Origin of the sequence: Rhizobium halophilum (assembly GCF_021648825.1) — a bacterium.
GTDB classification, from domain to species: domain Bacteria; phylum Pseudomonadota; class Alphaproteobacteria; order Rhizobiales; family Rhizobiaceae; genus Neorhizobium; species Neorhizobium halophilum.
In genome coordinates, this window is the sequence record NZ_JAKJHS010000009.1 from 102,880 (window position 1) to 122,167 (window position 19,288).

Annotated in this window: 17 protein-coding genes and 1 pseudogene; 16 read left to right on the plus strand and 2 right to left on the minus strand. The window is 63.9% G+C overall.

From position 1 onward, the window contains the following. Positions 1–21: 21 nt before the first annotated feature. Together LXM96_RS16650 and LXM96_RS21875 are read left to right on the plus strand one after the other, a co-directional pair. On the plus strand, positions 22–429 hold the full coding sequence (locus LXM96_RS16650; RefSeq protein ID WP_239999672.1) for a phage major tail protein, TP901-1 family: 408 nt from the start codon (positions 22–24) through the stop codon (positions 427–429). Then, positions 429–989, plus strand: a complete 561-nt coding sequence (locus LXM96_RS21875) for a rcc01693 family protein (protein ID WP_394801980.1) — start codon at positions 429–431, stop codon at positions 987–989. The genes LXM96_RS16650 and LXM96_RS21875 overlap by 1 nt, the downstream gene beginning before the upstream one ends. 223 nt (positions 990–1,212) lie before the next feature. Here LXM96_RS21875 and LXM96_RS16670 read toward each other — a convergent pair whose 3' ends face one another. Together LXM96_RS16670 and LXM96_RS16675 are read right to left on the minus strand one after the other, a co-directional pair. Next, positions 1,213–2,097 carry an alpha/beta fold hydrolase gene (locus LXM96_RS16670; protein WP_239999674.1) on the minus strand — a complete coding sequence of 295 codons (885 nt, stop codon included), beginning with the start codon at positions 2,095–2,097 and terminating at the stop codon, positions 1,213–1,215. A 211-nt stretch (positions 2,098–2,308) separates the two neighbouring features. After that, positions 2,309–4,519, minus strand: coding sequence for a S8 family peptidase (locus tag LXM96_RS16675; RefSeq protein WP_239999675.1), 2,211 nt, complete (start codon positions 4,517–4,519; stop codon positions 2,309–2,311). A 641-nt stretch (positions 4,520–5,160) separates the two neighbouring features. Between LXM96_RS16675 and LXM96_RS16680 the strand changes: the two genes are divergently transcribed. The 14 genes and pseudogenes from LXM96_RS16680 to LXM96_RS16745 all read left to right on the plus strand — a co-directional run bounded on the left by LXM96_RS16680 (position 5,161) and on the right by LXM96_RS16745 (position 19,266). Then, positions 5,161–5,697 carry a phage tail tape measure protein gene (locus tag LXM96_RS16680; protein ID WP_239999676.1) on the plus strand — a complete coding sequence of 179 codons (537 nt, stop codon included), beginning with the start codon at positions 5,161–5,163 and terminating at the stop codon, positions 5,695–5,697. A 51-nt stretch (positions 5,698–5,748) separates the two neighbouring features. Then, on the plus strand, positions 5,749–6,387 hold the full coding sequence (locus LXM96_RS16685; RefSeq protein WP_239999677.1) for a DUF2460 domain-containing protein: 639 nt from the start codon (positions 5,749–5,751) through the stop codon (positions 6,385–6,387). Then, positions 6,384–7,259, plus strand: coding sequence for a DUF2163 domain-containing protein (locus LXM96_RS16690; RefSeq protein ID WP_239999678.1), 876 nt, complete (start codon positions 6,384–6,386; stop codon positions 7,257–7,259). Before LXM96_RS16685 ends, LXM96_RS16690 begins: the two co-directional genes overlap by 4 nt. Next, a complete protein-coding gene (locus LXM96_RS16695) occupies positions 7,256–7,726 on the plus strand; it encodes an NlpC/P60 family protein (RefSeq protein WP_239999679.1) in 471 nt (156 codons plus the stop codon). Before LXM96_RS16690 ends, LXM96_RS16695 begins: the two co-directional genes overlap by 4 nt. 376 nt (positions 7,727–8,102) lie before the next feature. Continuing rightward, a pseudogene (locus LXM96_RS16700) lies at positions 8,103–11,782 on the plus strand (baseplate multidomain protein megatron). 16 nt (positions 11,783–11,798) lie between these two features. Then, positions 11,799–12,008, plus strand: a complete 210-nt coding sequence (locus LXM96_RS16705; RefSeq protein WP_239999680.1) for a hypothetical protein — start codon at positions 11,799–11,801, stop codon at positions 12,006–12,008. A 124-nt stretch (positions 12,009–12,132) separates the two neighbouring features. Next, the gene (locus tag LXM96_RS16710) at positions 12,133–12,393 is read left to right on the plus strand and encodes a hypothetical protein (RefSeq protein WP_239999681.1); all 261 of its coding nucleotides are present in this window, start codon (positions 12,133–12,135) and stop codon (positions 12,391–12,393) included. A 46-nt stretch (positions 12,394–12,439) separates the two neighbouring features. After that, a complete protein-coding gene (locus tag LXM96_RS16715; protein WP_239999682.1) occupies positions 12,440–13,111 on the plus strand; it encodes a response regulator transcription factor in 672 nt (223 codons plus the stop codon). A 5-nt stretch (positions 13,112–13,116) separates the two neighbouring features. Further along, entirely contained in the window at positions 13,117–14,520 is a 1,404-nt protein-coding gene (locus LXM96_RS16720; protein WP_239999683.1) for an ATP-binding protein, read from the plus strand. Positions 14,521–14,628: 108 nt separating this feature from the next. Continuing rightward, positions 14,629–15,048, plus strand: coding sequence for a hypothetical protein (locus LXM96_RS16725; protein WP_394801981.1), 420 nt, complete (start codon positions 14,629–14,631; stop codon positions 15,046–15,048). A 138-nt stretch (positions 15,049–15,186) separates the two neighbouring features. Continuing rightward, a complete protein-coding gene (gene ccmI, locus LXM96_RS16730) occupies positions 15,187–16,329 on the plus strand; it encodes a c-type cytochrome biogenesis protein CcmI (RefSeq protein WP_239999684.1) in 1,143 nt (380 codons plus the stop codon). After that, positions 16,326–16,781: a cytochrome c maturation protein CcmE gene (gene ccmE / locus LXM96_RS16735; protein ID WP_239999685.1), complete on the plus strand. Its 456-nt coding sequence runs from the start codon at positions 16,326–16,328 to the stop codon at positions 16,779–16,781. The genes ccmI and ccmE overlap by 4 nt, the downstream gene beginning before the upstream one ends. Continuing rightward, positions 16,778–18,766, plus strand: coding sequence for a heme lyase CcmF/NrfE family subunit (locus LXM96_RS16740; protein WP_239999686.1), 1,989 nt, complete (start codon positions 16,778–16,780; stop codon positions 18,764–18,766). Before ccmE ends, LXM96_RS16740 begins: the two co-directional genes overlap by 4 nt. Continuing rightward, on the plus strand, positions 18,763–19,266 hold the full coding sequence (locus LXM96_RS16745; protein WP_239999687.1) for a cytochrome c-type biogenesis protein: 504 nt from the start codon (positions 18,763–18,765) through the stop codon (positions 19,264–19,266). The genes LXM96_RS16740 and LXM96_RS16745 overlap by 4 nt, the downstream gene beginning before the upstream one ends. Positions 19,267–19,288 lie beyond the last annotated feature (22 nt).

The following is a 19,288-nucleotide window of genomic DNA, read 5'->3' on the forward strand; positions in this document are numbered from 1 at the left end:
ACGCGAAAGGAAACCAAGATCATGGTGGCGCAGAAGGGCAAGGACCTGCTGCTGAAGATCAGCGATGGCGGCAGCTATGTGACTGTGGCAGGCTTGCGATCGCGGCGGCTGGCTTTCAATGCCGAGACGGTGGACGTGACGGACGCGGAAAGCGCCGGGCGCTGGCGCGAACTTCTGGGCGGTGCCGGCGTGCAGCGTGCCTCACTGACGGGGGCGGGCCTGTTCAAGGACCAGGCGAGCGATGGGCTGGTGCGTCAGGCCTTCTTTGCCGGCTCGATCCTCTCCTGGCAGGTGCTGATCCCGGATTTCGGCACGGTGACCGGGCCGTTCCAGATCACGGCTCTGGAATATTCCGGCGAGCACAATGGCGAGCTGCGGTTCGAGCTGGCGCTGGAATCTGCAGGCAACCTCGCTTTCGGAGCGCTCTGATGGGCGAGGGCGCTAGGGCGAACCGCAGGCGCGGCGAGGTGGAGGCGGTAATCGATGGTGAACGGCGGGTGCTCTGCCTGACGCTCGGCAGCCTGGCGGAACTGGAAACCGCCTTCGGTGCCGGCGACCTGCAGGGACTGGCGGAACGGTTTGCCGCCGGCCGCATCCGCTCCGCGGACATGGTCCGGATCCTGGGTGCTGGGCTTCGCGGGGCGGGCAATCTCTATTCCGACGAGGAGGTGGCGGCGATGAGTGTCGAGAACGGTATTGCCGGCTGTCGGCGAGTTGCTGGTAGCGACCTTCGGGCCATCGCAGGAGGCAGCTTCGCCGGACCCTTAAGAGCCGCAGCCGGCGGGCGGTATGCATCACCGTTTCCTTGGGAGACGGTGATGCATACCGGCCTCTGCCTGCTGCGGCTTTCCCCCGACGTGTTCTGGCGCCTGACGCCCGTGGAGTTTTCCGCGATGACCGGCGGACTGCGGCCGAGACCGCCGGAGATGGCGCGGGAGGGGCTGGAGGGATTGATGAGGCGGTTTCCGGATGGGAAGGCGTCTGCGTGAGGAGGGCGTGAGGACTTGGGGCTAAGGCTTAACTCTTCAACGGCACTACTTGCTGAGTTTGCCAAGGCCGAGAAGTGCACGACCAATATCGTTTGCTGCAGGCGCCGGTCCTGTCGAAATGCGCTGCAGATGGGTGCGGGCGGTGGTTGCCGAAACCGCAGGCAGATTGGCGGAAGCCGCAAGGTCGTGCCCGTCCATGATAAGCCGCGAAAGCCTTCGGCCTTTATGGGTCTATGACCCGGCCAAGCGCTTGGCCAATGGCGGCGGCGCAGCGGACCGGCTGTTCCCAGTGCGGGTAGTGACCGAGCCCGTCAAGTTCATGGATCTCGGCGTCCGGCATGCGCTTGCGGACCTCGGCCAGCATATGGGCACCCGACACGGGATCGGCGGGTCCCCATACAAACGCGCTTCGGTTGGCGGCTGCCTCCATCGCTGCCTCCCACGTCGAGCCGTGACGGCGACGGTCGCCGATGTAGTGGAGCAACTGAGGCAGGCGGGCGAGACCGTCGGCATGCGCTATCTCCCGCCAGTGCGCCTGGGCATCCGCCTCGCTCCAGGCGTCGCGCTCACCAGCCATTGCGTTCAGGGCGTTCCGGAGCGACGCAGACGTCATCCGGCGCGCGACGATAGGGCCAAGCATAGGCGTGCGCAGTATCCGCTGGATCAGCCGCTGCCGGTGTAGGCGGGCGTAGACGCCGCCGTTGACGTACACGACCCGATCGATGCGGAACGGGATCGCACCTTTCGCTTCTCGCGTCAGCAGCTCTTGGGCGAGCGTCACCGCATAGTCGTGCGCAACCACGCGCACACGATCGATCCCGAGCTGCTCAAGCAAGGCCTTGATCAGATCGGCCTGGAGCGCGTAGCTGTAGCGGATGCGGGGCTTGTCCGACCGGCCAAAGCCGAGAAGGTCGGGCGCTATCGCGCGATATTCGCCAAGGAGCGGCAGAATATGCGTCCAATCGAGCGAGCTGGTCGGGAAGCCGTGGAGGAACAGAATGGCTGGCGCGTCGGCGAGCCCTTGCTCCCTCACGAACAGGGAATGGCCTCCGCCCTTGGTCGCAAGCGCAAGCCGCCGTGTGGACCCGTTCTCGTCATCGCTCATCATGATGAAAGGTTAGCACCTATGACGGCTAGAACAAGCGGCAGGCGTTGCCGGGTCTCAGGCCATCTCGCTAAACGGGGCCGGCGATCTCTATTGCGACGACGAGGTGGCGGCGATGAGCGTTGAGGGTGCCGTGGCGGGCGGACTGCAGCCACGACCGCCGGAGAACAGCGAGGAGGGGTTGGAGGAGATGATGAAACGGGAGGCTGGCGCGCTAGAACGTCTTCCGGAAGCCGATCGCTATGCCCGCGGCGGAAGCATCTGGAACGTGGCCCGCATCGACGCGATACTGTAGGCCCAATCGCAGATGCCCCTCTCCAACGGGGACATTATAGTCAATACCGAAGTCTAGTTCGCGACCGGTCGGCTCCACGTCAGCCGCCATCTGGCGCTGCTGGATCTCTCCGTCAGCGTTACGGCCGGTCGGGATATTCAGCTTCATCGAGCCGCTTTCGATGCGCAAGGGTTGAGCAACGGAGAAAGAGAGTGAATCCTGCTCCTCCAGTAGGCTGCCTATGCGCACTCCGACCTGGAACGCGGAGAAACCGACGTCGCTGATCGATCCGATCAAGCCTGCGGTGCCGCCAGAAGCTCTCGCAGTCCCGTGTTCGAACCGGCCAAACAGCTCCAGGTCCGGCGCCAGTTGATGATCGAGACCGGCGTGGAACGTAGCAACCTTGCTTCCGGCACCCCAGGCGAAAGCCGCGCTCGGCTCCATCCCGAGAAGGCTTTCCTGGTCATCGAGATAGCTTGCCCCGAAACTGACACGGGTCGTTCCGCCGATCACGACGTTGATGCCGCCGCCCGCAACCGAACCCAACTCATCCTCATGCGTGCCTTGCCCTGCAAAACCAACCGCCGTGACTGCGAAAGGCCCCAGTTCGCGACTGGAAATGGCTGCAACATTCTCGCCCACAAGCGAGAGAACAGAACTTTGGCTATGCCACGCGGGTGCGGGACTGGCCTCGAAGATGCCGGTGGCATCGGCGGAAACCGAAAGGCCCGCTGTTGCGGCGTATACGTCGTCCGGCAGGAGCAGGCCCGGCTTGGGCAGGGCATGCGAAGGGGGAACGGCAACCCACTGCATCAGGTCGGGGAGCATAGAGGAGCTCGACGTTTCGACGAGCTGCGACCCTTCGACGTTGTAGCTGCGGTTCAAGGCATCGAAGACCGCGACCTGCGTCCCAGCCAGGGCCCTCTCGATCCCGTTGCCAAAGCTTTGCGACGGAGCAACCGTCATCTCGGTGAGGCTCGTCCGATCGCTGGTCAGAACGTGATCTCCAGAGAGATACGATACGCTTCCGATCGGGCTGAGTGCCGCCGCGATGTCCAGGACCCCGTGCCCCCATTCCTCGGAGAAGGCGTGGGAAACGCCGTTGCCGAAGTCGCTGGTGCCATTGACCGGAACCCCGAGCTTGCTGAACCAGCTATTGTCTGCGCTCGCCAGAAGTCTCTTCGTCCACTCCTCCGGTGTGAGATCCGGAAAAGCCTCCGCCAGCAGCGCAACCGTCCCAGCGATCTGCGGTGCGACGTAGGATGTCCCTGTGCCAGTAGAATAGGCGGTATCGGATGCGGCGCTCGCTGCTCTCGTTGTTCCATCTCCGGCCATGCAGAAGCTTGCAGCCAGTCCACAAGGAGCGGAAAGGCGGAAGGCCTTCGTGATGTCTCCTGCCGCGTCGACTTCGAAATAGCCATTTGCTGCCGCCACCCAGGCTTCCTGCAAGCGCTGGTCAAAATGCGGAAGGGCCGCCATCACGTCGCCGGACGCCATGGCCTCACTGTTTGAGAGCGCCCATACGATGACGCCTCCGCGCTGGAAACCGTCCAGCGCATCGAGATAGGTTTGCCACTTCGCCGCGCCATAATTGCCGATCAGCGCATTCAGGCCTTGCGCCACGGTCTGGCCCGGGTTGGACTGAAGGTGCGACGCGAGGTCGGAGGCAGCCCGCTCGAACCCCCACGAGTTGTTCTGCGCGACCGCGCCGCGCGAAGCAGCGTCCAGCGTGCCGCCAATGACGTTGTCCAGGTTGAGATTGGTGCCGCCTGTCGGATTGATGGCGGTCAGATGCAATCCGGCAGAAGGGGCCACTCCGTGCATTCCCCTGCCATCCTGAACGCCTGCGATCAGCGAAGCCACATGCGTCCCGTGATCGCTGCTCGGCAACGTGCCGTAACCATGAATCGTCTTGCCCGCAAATTCTTGATGCGTCGTGCGAGAGCCGCTGTCGACGACTGCAATGAGCTGGCCTGCGCCGCTGATGCCCGAGGACAAGGCCGTGTGCAGGTTGTGCAGCTCAAACGCACTGGATTGGCTCGTCGCGGGTGCACCGGAGGATGCACAGCCGACATACGTGCAGTTGGCGTCAGCCGCGCGAAACTCGGGGGATGTCCGAATTTGCTCCGCCCGCGCCGGGTCGAAGGTCACGCCGCCTGATGTCCAATCGCCTTGAGAGAGCGAGGGTGATGGTAGGGTGGGAGCCGGAGCGGGTGCGGGCGCGCTGGGCGAAGCCGGTGCTGGAGCTGCGACCGCGGGCGGCGAAGAACTACCGGAACCTCCATCGGCTGCTCCGCCGGATCCGCCGGAGCAGCCGCTCACCAGGAGGCCTGCAGAGAAAAGGGCGATCGGCCCCATCAACGCGATATTCGACATGCTCAAGTATGACCATCGACGAGAGTAGGATGATGATGCTCTCTGATGACCGCCTGACGGACCTTGAGCTGCACGGATGCGCCATCTTTCAGGAATCAGGCTTTTTTATGAGTATGTTCTAAACAAGAAAATTCGCACGAATTGGTGGATGGGTCAGCTCTTCGCTGAGTGCCCGCATCCGGCCCCCTTCCGGCCTCCAAGCTTGAAGCAGTTGATGTCCTCTTCTGGTGCAAAGCAGACAATTGAGGTGAATGCGCGTTTTGGGGCGACCGGATCGTCCTTTTCACGGACGCCAAGGATAACATCCTCATCATGCTACGCGGTAGCGTCGTTCTTCTAACTCGCACCAGACGTCTTCAAACGAGGAAATGGTGACGGCAGCCGGATCACGCCTGCGTCCACGAAAGGTAAATCCCATGGACAACGATGACATCTCGCTTGCCGAAACTCTCGGCGAGGCGGAGGAGCTTGCGAGCGTTATGGCGGATCTGGAAGCGCGGTCGCAGCGGTTCGGGGCGGCGCTGACGGGGGCGTTGCGCTCTGCGACCGTCGGCGGCAAGGGGCTGGAGGATGTGCTGCGGGGGCTCGGTAACCGGCTGACGGATATAGGGCTTTCGGCGGCGCTGAAGCCGCTCGAAGGGGCGCTCGGCAATGCGATCGGCGGGTTTATGGGGTCCGTGGTGCCTTTCGCGGATGGCGGCGTGGTGCGTCGCCCGAGCTTCTTTCCCATGGGTGGCGATCTCGGCCTGATGGGCGAGGCGGGGGCGGAGGCAATCCTGCCGCTCAAGCGTGGACCGGATGGCGCGCTTGGGGTTTCGGCGGCCGGGGGCGGAGCATCGACGCAAATCGTCTTCAACGTGACCGCGACGGATGCGGCGAGCTTCCGCAAGAGCGAGGGGCAGATTGCGGCAATGCTGGCGCGCAGCGTCGGGCGCGGGCAGCGCGGGCTTTAGCCAGTCTACCCGCCATAGTGTAGGCGCGACACCCAAATTAGAGGATCAGCGATGACTGCCTTTCACGAAGTGCGCTTTCCGCTGCGTCTGGCGCTGGGAACGAGCGGCGGCCCGGTGCGGCGCACGGATATCGTCAGCCTGTCCAACGGGCGGGAAAACCGCAATGCGCGCTGGCGGGATTCGCGGCGCAGCTATGACGCAGGCTCGGGTATCAAGTCGGTGGCCGAACTTTACGCGGTACTGGAATTTTTTGAAGCGCGCCGTGGGCCGCTGCACGGGTTCCGGTTTCGAGATCCGCTCGACTGGAAATCCTGCGGCCCGGACGCGGCGGTTTCGGCGATGGACCAGGTGATCGGCACGGGCGACGGCGAGGTGGCCGTGTTTCCTCTGGTGAAGACCTATGGCGATGCGGGTGCGAACTGGGTACGGCGGATCGCAAAGCCGGTGGCGGGGACGGTGGTGGTATCGGTCGAGGGGGTCGTGCAGGCGCCGGAGACTTTTGCGATCGATGCCGCGGCGGGTATGGTGACGTTTGCGGCGGGCCGTGTGCCGGAGCCCGGAGCTATGGTGCGCGCGGGCTTCGAGTTCGACGTGCCGGTGCGTTTCGACACCGACCGGATCGACGTGGATCTGGCGCACTTTGATGCCGGGCGCATTCCGACCATTCCGCTGACGGAGATCCTGCCATGAGAGAGGTTCCACAAGACCTTGCCGCACATCTGGCGGGCGAGGCGACGACCACCTGCCATTGCTGGCGCGTGACGCGCCGCGACGGGCGCGTGCTGGGTTTCACCGACCACGACCATGACCTAGCGTTCGCCGGCACCAGCTTTCTCGCCGCCAGCAGCTTTTCCGGAAGCGAGGTGGAGGCGGCGACGGGGCTGGCGGCAAGCACGGACGAGGTGGCAGGCGGTTTCTCCAGCGAGGTGATCTCGGAAGAGGATCTGGCCGCGGGGCTTTATGACGGTGCGCGGGTGGAGCGCTATCTGGACAACTGGCAGGCGCCGGAGGAGCACATGCTCCTCGATGTGCGGGAGGTGGGCGAGGTGACGCGCTCCGGTGCAGCTTTTACCGCGGAACTGCGCAGCATGGCGCACCGGCTGGCGCAGCCGCAGGGCCGCGTCTACAACCGCCGCTGCGATGCCGAGCTTGGCGACGGGCGCTGCCGGGTGGATCTGGCGGGCTGGACCGGTAGCGGGACGGTGGTGTCCGTGGTGGACGAAAGCGCGATCATCGCCGAGGGGCTGGATGCCTTCGCTGACGGCTTCTTCCGCCTCGGGGTAATGAGGTTGGGTGACGGGCGGCGGGTGGATGTCGAGGCGCATCGGCGGCTGGCGGAGGGCAGGGCAGAGCTGCGCTTCTGGCTGCCGCTGGAAGGGCGGCTCGAGGCGGGGCAGAGCTTCACGATCAGCGCCGGCTGCGACAAGACCTTCGCCACCTGCAAGAGCCGCTTCGCCAACCAGCTCAACTTCCGCGGCTTTCCGCATGTGCCGGGCAGCGACTTTGCCTATTCCTACGCCGCTGGCGAGGGCAGACACGACGGTGGACCGATCTTTCCATGAGCACAAGAACGAGTGGACAGGGCGAGAGGATCGTCGCGCTGGCGGAGAGCTGGATCGGCACGCCCTACCGGCACCAGGGCGCCACGCAGGGCGTCGGCTGCGACTGCATCGGGCTGATCCGCGGTGTCTGGCGGGGGCTTTACGGGAGCGATGCCGGACCTGTGCCGGCCTATGCACCGGACTGGGCCGAGCGGAGCGGCGAGGAGCGGCTGATCGAGGTGGCGGCGCGGCTTTTCGGTGCGGCGCTCCCGGTCGCGGAGATGGAGCCCGGAGACCTCCTGCTGTTTCGCTGGCGTGCAGATTGCGCGGCAAAGCATGCGGGCATTCTGGCAGGGCCGCAACACTTCATCCACGCTTACGAGCAGGCGGCGGTGACGCGTTCGGCACTGGTGCCGTCGTGGCGCCGCAGGATCGTGGCGGTGCACCGGTTTCCGGAAGCAGCGCAACCAGCCACAACCGACGCGTGAAACGACTGCGATCAAAGATTGTAAACGCGGCTCGTCAGGTTGTAATTTTTCGGCGAAAGCTATATTGAAGGAGTGGTGAGCGAGGCTGCAACCCCGCTCACCGTGACGCTTGCGTGACAAATGTTACCCGGACGGCGATAGACCAGCCCGTCCGGGTTTTTCGTACCATAAGCATGACGCCGTTGAGCATAAGCTTCATTGGCATCCTCCTTGGTTGCAAGCAGGGCCTCTGCCAAGGTCGGTGTTGCCCATCGCCACCGACGCACCGGCTGGCGCGGTGCACTCTGCTTTTGCTCGCAACCTTCTACTTCACATCACGCAGCTACAACGGGTGGCGAGTCGAACGCTCGCCTCATGCGATCAGCGAGTTGTCCACATGGCCACCATTCTTCTGCAAGCGGCGGGCGCGGCGCTCGGCGGCGTGTTCGGCCCTGTCGGCGCGATTCTTGGGCGTGCGGCGGGCGGGTTGGCCGGCAGCTATGTCGACCGGGCGCTGATCAATGGCGGGCGGACAGTCTCTGGCGCCCGGCTGGCGACCGCACGCATTCCGGGTGCCGATGAAGGCTCCCCAGTCAATCGCGTCTACGGCGCTGCCCGGATTGGCGGGACACTGATCTGGGGGACCCGCTTCGAGGAAGAAGTGCGGCGCGAGCGTTCGGGCGGCAAGGCGAGTGGGCCGAAGGTGGAAACCTTTCGCTACTATGCGAACATCGCCATCGGCCTTTGCGAAGGCGAGATCGCTGCTGTGCGCCGGGTGTGGGCGGATGGGCGAGAGCTCGACCTGACGGATATCGAGATGCGGGTTTACCGGGGAGGCGAAGAGCAACTCCCCGACCCGCTGATCGAGGCAAAGCAGGGGGCGGGGAATGCGCCCGCCTATCGCGGGCTTGCCTATGTCGTCTTCGAGCGGCTGCCGCTCGATCCCTTCGGCAACCGCATTCCGCTCCTGCAGTTCGAGGTGATGCGGCCGGTGGGGGCGCTGGAACGGCAGATCCGCGCGGTGACGATCATCCCGGGCGCCACGGAGTATGGCTACGCGACGAGGCAGGTGAAGGAGAAGACCGGCGAAGGAAGCGCACGCATCCTGAACCGTCACATGCAGGTCACCGCGACGGATTGGCAGGCGTCGCTTGACGAACTGACGGCGGTTTGTCCGAACCTCGAGCGGGTCGCGCTGGTGGTCTCCTGGTTCGGGACGGATCTGCGCGCTGGCGAGTGCCGCATTCTCCCCGGGGTGGAAGTGCAACATCGCGACGAGGTGAGCATGGCTTGGTCGGTCGCGGGACTGGGACGCGGGGAGGCCCATCTCGTCAGCCGGCACGACGGCGGACCGGCCTATGGCGGGACGCCGAGCGACACAAGCGTTGTCCAGGCGATCGCCGACCTGAAGGCGCGCGGCCTCAAGGTCTATCTGTACCCGTTCCTGATGATGGACATTCCCAGCGGCAACGGCTTGCCGGACCCCCATGGCGACGCGCAGCAGGCAAGTTACCCTTGGCGGGGCAGGATCACGTGCCATCCGGCACCGGGCACGGAGGCTACAGTCGATCGCACGGCCGCGGCACGGGTGCAGGTGACGGAATTTTATCAGCGCGCGGACGGGTATCGGCGGATGGTGTTGCACTACGCCAGCCTTGCCGCGGACGCAGGCGGCGTCGATGGTTTCCTGATCGGCTCGGAACTGCGCGGGCTGACGCAGGTGCGCGACGCCGATGGACGATTTCCGTTCGTAGAACACCTGGTGGATCTGGCGGGCGACGTGCGTGCCGTGGTCGGACAGCAGACGAAGCTTACCTATGGCGCCGACTGGAGCGAGTATTTCGGATACCACCCGCAGGACGGGTCGGGCGACGTGTTCTTTCACCTCGACCCGCTCTGGTCTTCCCCTCACATAGATGCGGTCGGCATCGACAACTACATGCCGCTTGCCGACTGGCGCGACGGAGATCTCGTGGAAGCCAATCCGGACGGCTTTCGCCTGCGCACGCCGATCACGGACGGCGGGGCCGGCAAGCCCTGGGCGTTCCGCTACAAGGACATCGGCAGCTGGTGGTCGAACCGGCACCACAACCGCATCGGCGGGATCGAGGTGGCGCAACCGACTGCCTGGCTGCCTGGGATGAAGCCGGTCTGGTTCACCGAACTGGGGTGTCCTGCGGTGGACAAGGGTGCCAACCAGCCCAACGTATTCGTCGATCCCAAATCTGCGGAAAGTGCCGCGCCCTATTTTTCCAGCCGTGCGAGAGCGGACTCTCTGCAGCGGCGTTTCCTGGAAGCGCATCACCTGCATTGGCAGAGCCCGGCGTCATCTGTTGTCGATGCCTCTCACATGTTTGTCTGGACCTGGGACGCAAGGCCTTATCCTGTCTTCCCGAACCAGCTTTCGGCGTGGAGCGACGGTGGCAACTGGCGTACCGGCCACTGGCTGAACGGCAGGTTGGGCGCAACGACGCTGGCGGATGCCATTGCAGCCATCCTGGTGGATCACGGCTTCCACGACTTCGACGTGGCGGAAGTGAGCGGCGACCTCACCGGGTATCTCCAAGCGGAGGTGACGTCGGCGCGGGGGCTGCTGGCGCCGCTGCTCGAGGTCTTCCGCATCGACGTGGTCGAGGATGCAGGCGTGCTTCGGTTCCGCTCTCGCGGTGTTGCGAGCCTTGCGCCTCGACAGATGCATGTGTTGGCGGACCTGCCGGAGGAGCCCCTGTGGAGCGAAACTCGCGGTCATGACAGCGACTTTGCCGCCGAAGTGGTGATCGGTTCCTTCAACCCGGCGCTGGACTACGAGCAGGCCAGCGCCCGCTCTCGCCGCACCCGAACCGCCAGCAACCGGATGCTCGGCTACGATCTGCCCGCAGTTCTTCCAGAGGAAACGGCGCTTGCGGCGGCAGAAGCCGCAGTACGAGACCAGTGGATATCACGGCGGGTGCTGAAGTTCGCAGTGTCGCCAGCAGACGCGGCCCTGCAGCCGGGAGACCCGGTCGCTCTGCCGTCAGTGGGAGGTACGTTTCTCGTATCGCGGGTCGAAGAGGGTGCCGTACGACGGGTCGAGGCGCGTCAGCACATCGGAGGCGCGGCGGCAGTGCCGGCGGCGGAGACGCCATCACCCGCAGATGGCGGAGGGGCCTCGCGCCCCTGCTGCATCTGCTCGACCTCCCGCAGTTCACCAGCGGACCGGATGTGAGCTTTGCACGAGCGGCCGGTCTCTGCCGTCCGTGGCAACGGATTGCGCTCTCATCGTCATCAGCGACCGAGGGCTATGCATTGCGGGCCATGCTCCAAAGACCGGCCCGCATCGGTCGCTTGACGGCACCATTGCCGTCGGGAAAAGTTTCCGGACGCTTCGACCGCAGTGCCACGATCGACCTGGACCTGTTCTTCGGCGGCATTTCTTCGGCCGCCCCAGAGGCGGTGCTGGCAGGCGAGAACCGCCTGGCGGTGAGATCTGTCGGCGGGTCTTGGGAAATCATTCATTTTGTCCAAGCCGAGGAGGTCGCACCCGGCCGCTGGGAGCTATCGAGACTGCTCCGTGGGTTGGCCGGAACGGAAGATGCGATGGCGCTGGGAGCCGCAGTCGCGGCACCGATCGTGCTGCTTGACGAGGCAGTGGTTCCGCTCGGTCTTTCGGTCGAGGAGCGAGGTCGCAGCCTAAACTGGATCGCAGAAGGGGCCGGGGCACCTGCCGGCGCGGCGGGACCTTTTGCGTTCGCTGGCGGAATTCGCGCGCAGACGCCGCTTTCACCGGTGCACATAAGCGGCGCTCGGTTCGATGACGGCATCCGCCTTTCCTGGGTGCGGCGAGGCCGCCTTGACGCAGACGATTGGGCCGCTGCCGACATACCGCTCGACGAGCCTGAGGAGCGGTATCGGGTCGAAATTCTTCACGGAATGGACGTGAGGCGGGCCGTGAATGTCCCTGCGCCGGCATTCCTTTATGCCGCAGCGGATGAGATTGCCGATTTTGGAGAGTTGCAGTCACTCCTTGCGGTGCGTGTCCGGCAGATGGGTCGGGCCGTTCCGCTCGGCCTGCCTGCGCATGCTGTGATTTCCGTCTGACACAAAGGAGACAACGATGGACGCGACGAAGCAGTGGTATCAGTCGAAGACCGTTTGGGGCGCTCTAGTTGCGGTTGCGGCATCCGTGCTGCAGGCGACGGGTGTTGAGCTTGCACCAGACGTACAAAACGACGTCGCCGACCTGGCGATCGCGGTGGCAGGCGTCGTGGGTGGCGCGGTATCAATCTATGGCCGTGTCTCGGCCAAGAGCCTGATCGGGCGCTAAGCCTGCAAGAAATGGCAGGTAAAAACCTCAGCGCCCATTCATTTGCCATTCAGGGGTGGCTCGCTACATACTCCATCACATGATTTGGATCTTTTGATCCGTTCCGAAGATGGACAAGTTTCACATGGCGAGACTGCCGCTCACAGCGATGATCATCGCCGGCCTTATTGGCCCAACCGCCGTTGGGCCGGCTAACGCGCAGGACTACCTCATCCTCGCTGCCGCCGATTGCGGTTCTGCCGCGTCCCGTGTCGTCAGCGAAACCGGTGGCCAACTGCTTTCCGCCCAGCCGTCCTCCGATGGCCAGACCTGCGTCGTGACCGTGCTTGTGCAGGGCAGTGGCAATGAGCGCCCGCGCAAGGTAACGGTGCGGGTGCCGATGTAGGACGAATGGGCGGCTCAAGGGCTGCTGCAAGGGATGGGGGCGGATCATGCGCATTCTCGTGGTCGAAGACGATGTCAATCTCAACCGTCAGCTGACCGACGCGCTGAAAGAAGCAGGATACGTCGTCGATCAGGCGTTCGACGGCGAGGAAGGACACTTCCTCGGCGACACAGAGCCTTATGACGCAGTCATCCTCGACATCGGCCTGCCTATCATCGACGGCATCACGGTCGTGGAAAAATGGCGCGCAGAGGGCAAAGGCATGCCTGTTCTGATGCTGACGGCCCGCGACCGGTGGAGCGACAAGGTCGCCGGCATCGACGCTGGTGCAGATGACTACGTGGCGAAGCCCTTCCATGTGGAAGAAGTTCTGGCCCGCGTCCGGGCGTTGATCCGCCGGGCCGCGGGACACTCTTCCTCCGAAATCATCTGTGGACCCGTCCGTCTCGACACCAAAGCATCCAAGGCGACCGTCAACGGCGCTCCACTGAAGCTCACGTCGCATGAATTCAGGCTGCTTTCCTACCTGATGCATCACATGGGGGAGGTGGTTTCGCGCACGGAGCTGGTCGAACATATGTACGACCAGGATTTCGACCGTGATTCGAACACGATCGAGGTTTTCGTCGGTCGGCTGCGCAAGAAACTCGGCGTCGATCTGATCGAGACGGTGCGCGGTCTCGGCTACAGGATGCAAGCCCCCGCCGACGCTGCCTGACGCCGATGGTCGGGCCGAGATCGCTCACCGCACGCGTCCTTCTGCTTGCCACTCTCTGGTCGGGATTGGCACTGGTGGTGATCGCGCTCGTGATTTCCGCCCTCTACCGCCAATCCGCGGAACGCGCCTTCACTGACCTTTTGCGGGCGCAGCTTTACAACGTCATCAACTCTGTCTCGATCGGCGAAAACAACAGCCTCGTCGGCAATCCCCAGTTGGGGGACTTGCGCTATTCACAGCCGGAAACCGGCTGGTACTGGATCATCGAGCCGCTCGGTACTTTCGCCGCCGCGCCACTTTCCTCCTCCTCGCTCGGCGTTTCCAGGATCGCCGTGCCCTCCATCCTCAACGTGCCCTTCAACAATCGCTACGAACGCTTCTATCCCGTCACCGACGCCTTCGGAAACAACGTGCTAGTCGCTGAGACGGAGGTGGTTCTGGATGCTGAAGGCCGCGCCGCGCGCTTTCGCGTCGCCGGCAATCTGGATGCCATGGAGGAGGACATCCGGGTGTTTGACCGGAGCCTCTACATCGCGCTCTTCGTTTTTGGCGTGGGAAGCCTGGTCGTCAACGGAGGGGCCATTCTGTTCGGCCTTCGGCCCCTAGACCGCGCCCGGCGGGCGCTGGGCAAGATCCGCCGCGGCGAGGCGGAAAAACTGGAGGGCGACTTTCCGCGCGAGATCATGCCGCTGGTCAACGAGGTTAACGCGCTGATTGAGAGTAACCGCCGCATCGTCGACCGCGCCCGAATGCAGGTCGGAAATCTCGCTCACTCGCTGAAGACGCCGCTTGCCGTGCTGCTGAACGAATCACGCGTGCTGGAGGCAGGACATCAAGAACTCGTGCGCTCACAGGCCGAGGCAATGCAGGCGCAGGTGCAGTCTTATCTGAACCGCGCCCGGATTGCCGCCCAAAGGGAGTCGGTGCTTGTCCGATGCGAAGTCGAGCCGGTCCTTGAGCGGCTTGTGCGGGTGATGCGCCGCCTTAATCCGGACAAGCAATTCCATCTCGCTGTGGAGCCGGGGGCGGTGCTGGCCATGGAACAGCAGGATGTGGAGGAAACCGTCGGCAATCTCCTGGAGAACGCCGCGCGCTTCTGCCGCGAAGGGGTGTGGCTTAGCGCTGCGGCTACGGTCGTACCGGCAGGCGACGCAAACGCGGGGCCTCGCCGGACCTGGCTTGAACTGGCGGTGGAGGATGATGGTCCGGGGATTGATCCGGAGCAGGCCGACGAAGCGATGAAGCGCGGCCGGCGGCTCGACGAAAGTCGACCGGGCGCCGGTCTCGGGCTATCCATCGTGCGCGAGATTGCCGGCGAATACCAGGGAAGCTTCCGCCTCGGGCGCAGCGAGCGTGGAGGACTTCGGGCCATATTGATCTTGCCTTCAGTCACGAAGGATGTTGCCTGATCAGGACAAACGCGCCATATCGCCATAAAGATGCCAGGCAGGAGCCCCACGCGAGTGCTTGGGTATCGCAACAAAAAGACTGTTTTCCGTCAACCGGTTTTGAAACAGATGCGCACCAATTTTCGTCTTGGCCTCTCGCCGATCCTCCTGGCCTGCATGCTCGCGGGATGCACGTCCACCAGCGATGGTGGGAGAGGGCTGCTGTCCTCCCGCAGTTCATCATCGGCCCAGTATATCGCTGCATTGCAGGGCGGCATCGTCAGCCGAAGCGGCGTGACAATCAGCGACAGCGATCGGTCCCGGGCGCTGGAGGCCGAGTATCGAGCGCTGGAGGCGGCCCCTGGCTTTCAGCCCGTCGCCTGGAAAGGGCGCGGCGTGAGTGGCGAGGTCGTCGCTGCCGCACCCTATCAGGTGGGGTCGCAGAACTGCCGCCAGTACAAGCATACGCTCGACGTCGGCGGACGTGAGGTCATCGCGCGTGGAGCTGCATGCCGTAATGCCAATGGCACCTGGACCCCGCTGATCTGACGATTTGACATACGTCAAGGCGCTACGGGCGGCATAGGCGCAGAGACGAACGAAGGCCTTGCGGCCAAACGCCTCAAATCTGCGTCATGATCTGTTCGGCAGTTGGAAACCCCGGGCGGTTCGCGTAATTGGACCATTATGTTGTTGTGGATTATCCTCGCCGCTCTGACGGCTGCCGTGGCGGCGGTCATGCTTGTGACGCTCGCGCGTAACGCCAGGACCGTCCGGCCCGGTCGTGCCGGTGAAGTCGCGGTTTATCGCGATCAGCTCGCCGAACTGGAACGCGACCGTGAGCAGGGCCTGATTTCCGGCGAGGAGGCAGAGCATGCCAAGGCCGAGATCGCCCGGCGCCTGCTGGCCGCAGCCGGAGAGGCGGACAAAGATCTTTCCACATCCCCACGCTCTGGGATGAGCTTTACCGCTATCGTGGTCACACTGCTGGTGCCGGCCATGGGGCTCTCGGTCTACCTGTCGCTGGGCAGGCCGGACCTGCCCGACCAACCGCTCGCTGCACGCCTAGAAAATCCGGGAAACAACATGGCGCTGCTTGTTGCGAAGGCCGAGCGCCATCTGGCACAGAACCCGAACGACGGGTCGGGCTGGGACCTGCTGGCACCGATCTATTTCCGGGCCATGCGGCTTGAGGATGCGGAGATGGCCTATCGCAATGCCATCCGCCTTCTCGGAACAAGCGCGCAACGGCTGACGGGCCTTGGAGAAACGCTGATAGCCAGAAGCGACGGCATCGTCACGGAAGACGCCCGTTTGGCATTCGAGGAGAGCCTGCGCCTTCAGCCGAACGATCCGCGGGCACGCTTTTACCTTGCTCTTGCGCTGGAGCAGGCAGGCAAACGTGCCGAAGCCCGTGCCGCATTCGAGGCACTTGCCAAGGATTCGCCACCGGACGCTCCCTGGATGGAGCTGTTACAGCAGCATATCGCCGCCAACGGAGGCACCAGAGTCGAACCATCCTTGACGCAGGTGCCGCGAGGCCCGGCCGCAGGCGACGTAGCCGCCGCAGAAGGCATGTCGGATATCGATCGGCAGGCTATGATCCGCGGCATGGTGGAAGGCCTGGCCTCGCGGCTGCAAGAGGAGCCGGACGATTTGGACGGGTGGCTGCAGTTGATCCGGTCGTACTCCGTGCTCGGGGACAAAGAAAAGGCCATAGAAGCTCTTAGAACTGGCCTACAAGCCTTCCCGGCCTCAGGGAATGAGGGACGTCAACTGGTTGGGTTGGCGCGCGAGGTGGGACTTGTCGTCGATGGAGTGACGCAATGACACGCAAACAGAAACGGCTGACGATCATTGCCGGCGGTATGAGCTTCATCATTGCGGCGGTGCTCCTGGTGATGTTCGCCTTCAGCCAGTCAGTCGCCTATTTCTTCATGCCCTCCGATCTGGCGACCACCGAGGTTTCGCCAGGAACCCGCATCCGCCTTGGCGGCCTCGTTGCCGAAGGATCGGTGAAGCGGGGCGAGGGCTCGACGGTAACCTTCTCAGTGACGGACGGCTCAGGAACAGTGCCCGTAAGTTACACCGGAATCCTGCCGGACCTCTTCCGAGAGGGGCAGGGCGTGGTGACCGAAGGCGCCTTCGATGCAATGTCGCACTCCTTCGTCGCCGATACGGTTCTTGCCAAGCATGACGAGAACTATATGCCCAAGGAGGTTGCCGATCGCCTGAAGGAGGATGGCGTCTGGCAGCATGGCGAGGAGGCGACCACGCAATGATCAATGAGATCGGCCACTATGCCCTGGTGCTGGCGCTCGCTACTTCATTGATCGTCTCGATCGTGCCGCTGATTGGCGCCCGCCGGAAGGACGCGGCCATGATGGCGCTGGCGCCCATGGGCTCTATTGTCATGTTCCTGCTGGTGCTGCTCTCCTTTGCGGCGCTAACCTGGGCCTATGTGGTGTCCGACTTCTCGTTGCGGAACGTCTTCGGGAACTCCCATTCGATGAAGCCGATGATCTACAAGATCTCCGGCGTCTGGGGGAACCACGAGGGCTCGATGATGCTCTGGCTGCTGATCCTCGTGCTGTTCAGCGCCATGGTGGCCTTCTTTGGGCGCAATCTTCCCGACACGCTGCGCGCAAACGTGCTCGCCGTGCAGGGCTGGATCACCAGCGCATTCACCCTCTTCATCCTTCTGACGTCGAACCCCTTCCTGCGCCTCAACCCGGCACCGGCGGAGGGGCAGGACCTCAACCCGATCCTGCAGGATCCGGGCCTCGCCGTGCATCCGCCGCTGCTTTATCTCGGCTATGTCGGCTTTTCGGTCTGTTTCTCCTTTGCGGTTGCCGCGCTGATCGAAGGGCGGATCGATGCTGCATGGGCCCGCTGGGTGCGTCCTTGGACGCTGGCTGCCTGGACTTTTCTGACGGCCGGCATCGCCATGGGTTCCTACTGGGCTTACTACGAGCTCGGCTGGGGCGGCTGGTGGTTCTGGGACCCGGTCGAGAACGCTTCCTTCATGCCGTGGCTGGCCGGCACGGCCCTGCTGCATTCCGCGCTGGTGATGGAAAAACGCGAGGCGCTCAAGATCTGGACGGTGCTGCTGGCGATCATGACGTTCTCGCTGTCGCTGCTCGGCACCTTCCTCGTGCGTTCTGGCGTGCTGACCTCCGTGCACGCCTTCGCGACCGATCCGACCCGCGGGATCTTCATCCTCGCCCTCCTGATGCTGTTCATCGGCGGTGCGTTTGCGTTGTTTGCCTGGCGGGCGCCGATGCTGAAGTCGGGCGGGCTGTTTGCGCCCATTTCGCGCGAAGGTTCGCTCGTCCTCAACAACCTGATCCTGACGGTCGCGACCGCGACGGTTCTCATCGGCACATTGTATCCGCTCGTGCTGGAGACGTTGACGGGCGAGAAGATCTCGGTGGGCGCGCCCTTCTTCAACATGACCTTTGGTCTGCTGATGATCCCGCTGCTGATCGCCGTGCCGTTTGGCCCGATGCTGGCGTGGAAGCGTGGTGATGCGCTCGGAGCGCTGCAGCGGCTCTATGGCGCGGCGGGCCTGGCGCTCATGGCGGGGCTGGTCCTCTACTACATCGAGAATGGCGGCCCGGTGATGGCCGTCTTCGGCATCATCATTGCCTTCTGGGGCATGTTCGGTGCTTTGACAGACCTCTGGCACCGGGCGAATTTCGGCAAGCTTCCGTTCAATGTCGCCTGGCGTCGCCTGGTGGGGCTGCCGCGTTCCGCCTTCGGGACGGCGCTGGCCCATTTCGGCCTGGGCGTGACCGTGCTCGGTGTGGTCATGGTAACGACCTACGAGACCGAGACGGTCCTGGAAATGAAGCAGGGCATGGCGGCCGACGCCGGCGGCTATTCGCTGATCTTCGACGGGATACGGCAGGCAAACGGCCCGAACTACACCGAGGAGCAGGGGCATTTTACCATCACCAAGGGCGGCGTGGTGGTCGCCGATACTTGGTCGTCCAAGCGGCTTTATACCGCAAGGCAGATGCCGACCACAGAAGCCGGGATTGTGACCTTTGGCTTTAGCCAGTTGTACGTCTCTCTCGGTGATCCCACCACGAGCGGTGGCATGGTCGTGCGCATCTGGTGGAAGCCCTTCATCCTCTGCATCTGGGGCGGCTGCCTGATCATGATGATCGCAGGCTTTGTCTCCCTGTCCGACCGCAGATTGAGGGTGGGGGCGCCGACTCGCCGGGCGCGCCCTGCAAAGCTGGCGATGGAGCCGGCAGAATGATCCGGACGCTCGTTCTTGCGCTGATGCTGATCCTCTGTCCTGTCTTGCCCGCGTTCGCCGTCAACCCGGATGAGATACTGGCTGATCCAGTGCTGGAGGAACGGGCCCGTGATCTCTCCGCGCAGCTGCGCTGCATGGTCTGCCAGAACCAATCCATCGACGATTCCAATGCCGAACTGGCTCGTGATCTTCGGGTGCTGGTGCGCGAGCGGCTGGTCGACGGCGACAGCGACGAGCAGGTGATCGATTATGTCGTTTCCCGCTACGGGGAGTTCGTCCTGCTGAAGCCTCGGATGTCTGCGCGCACTCTCCTGCTTTGGGTGGCGCCGGTTCTTCTCCTGGCGGCGGGAGCAATTATTCTTCTGCTGATGGCAAGAGGGCGGCTGCAACCGGTGGCGCCTGCGCCGCTGACAGCCGAGGAACAGGCGCGGCTAGAGGACCTGGTAAGGCCCGAACCCGAGACCCGGCGCCAGAACATTACAAACAATTCATCCCCCTGACACCTGCAGGTAAGGTCCGGCC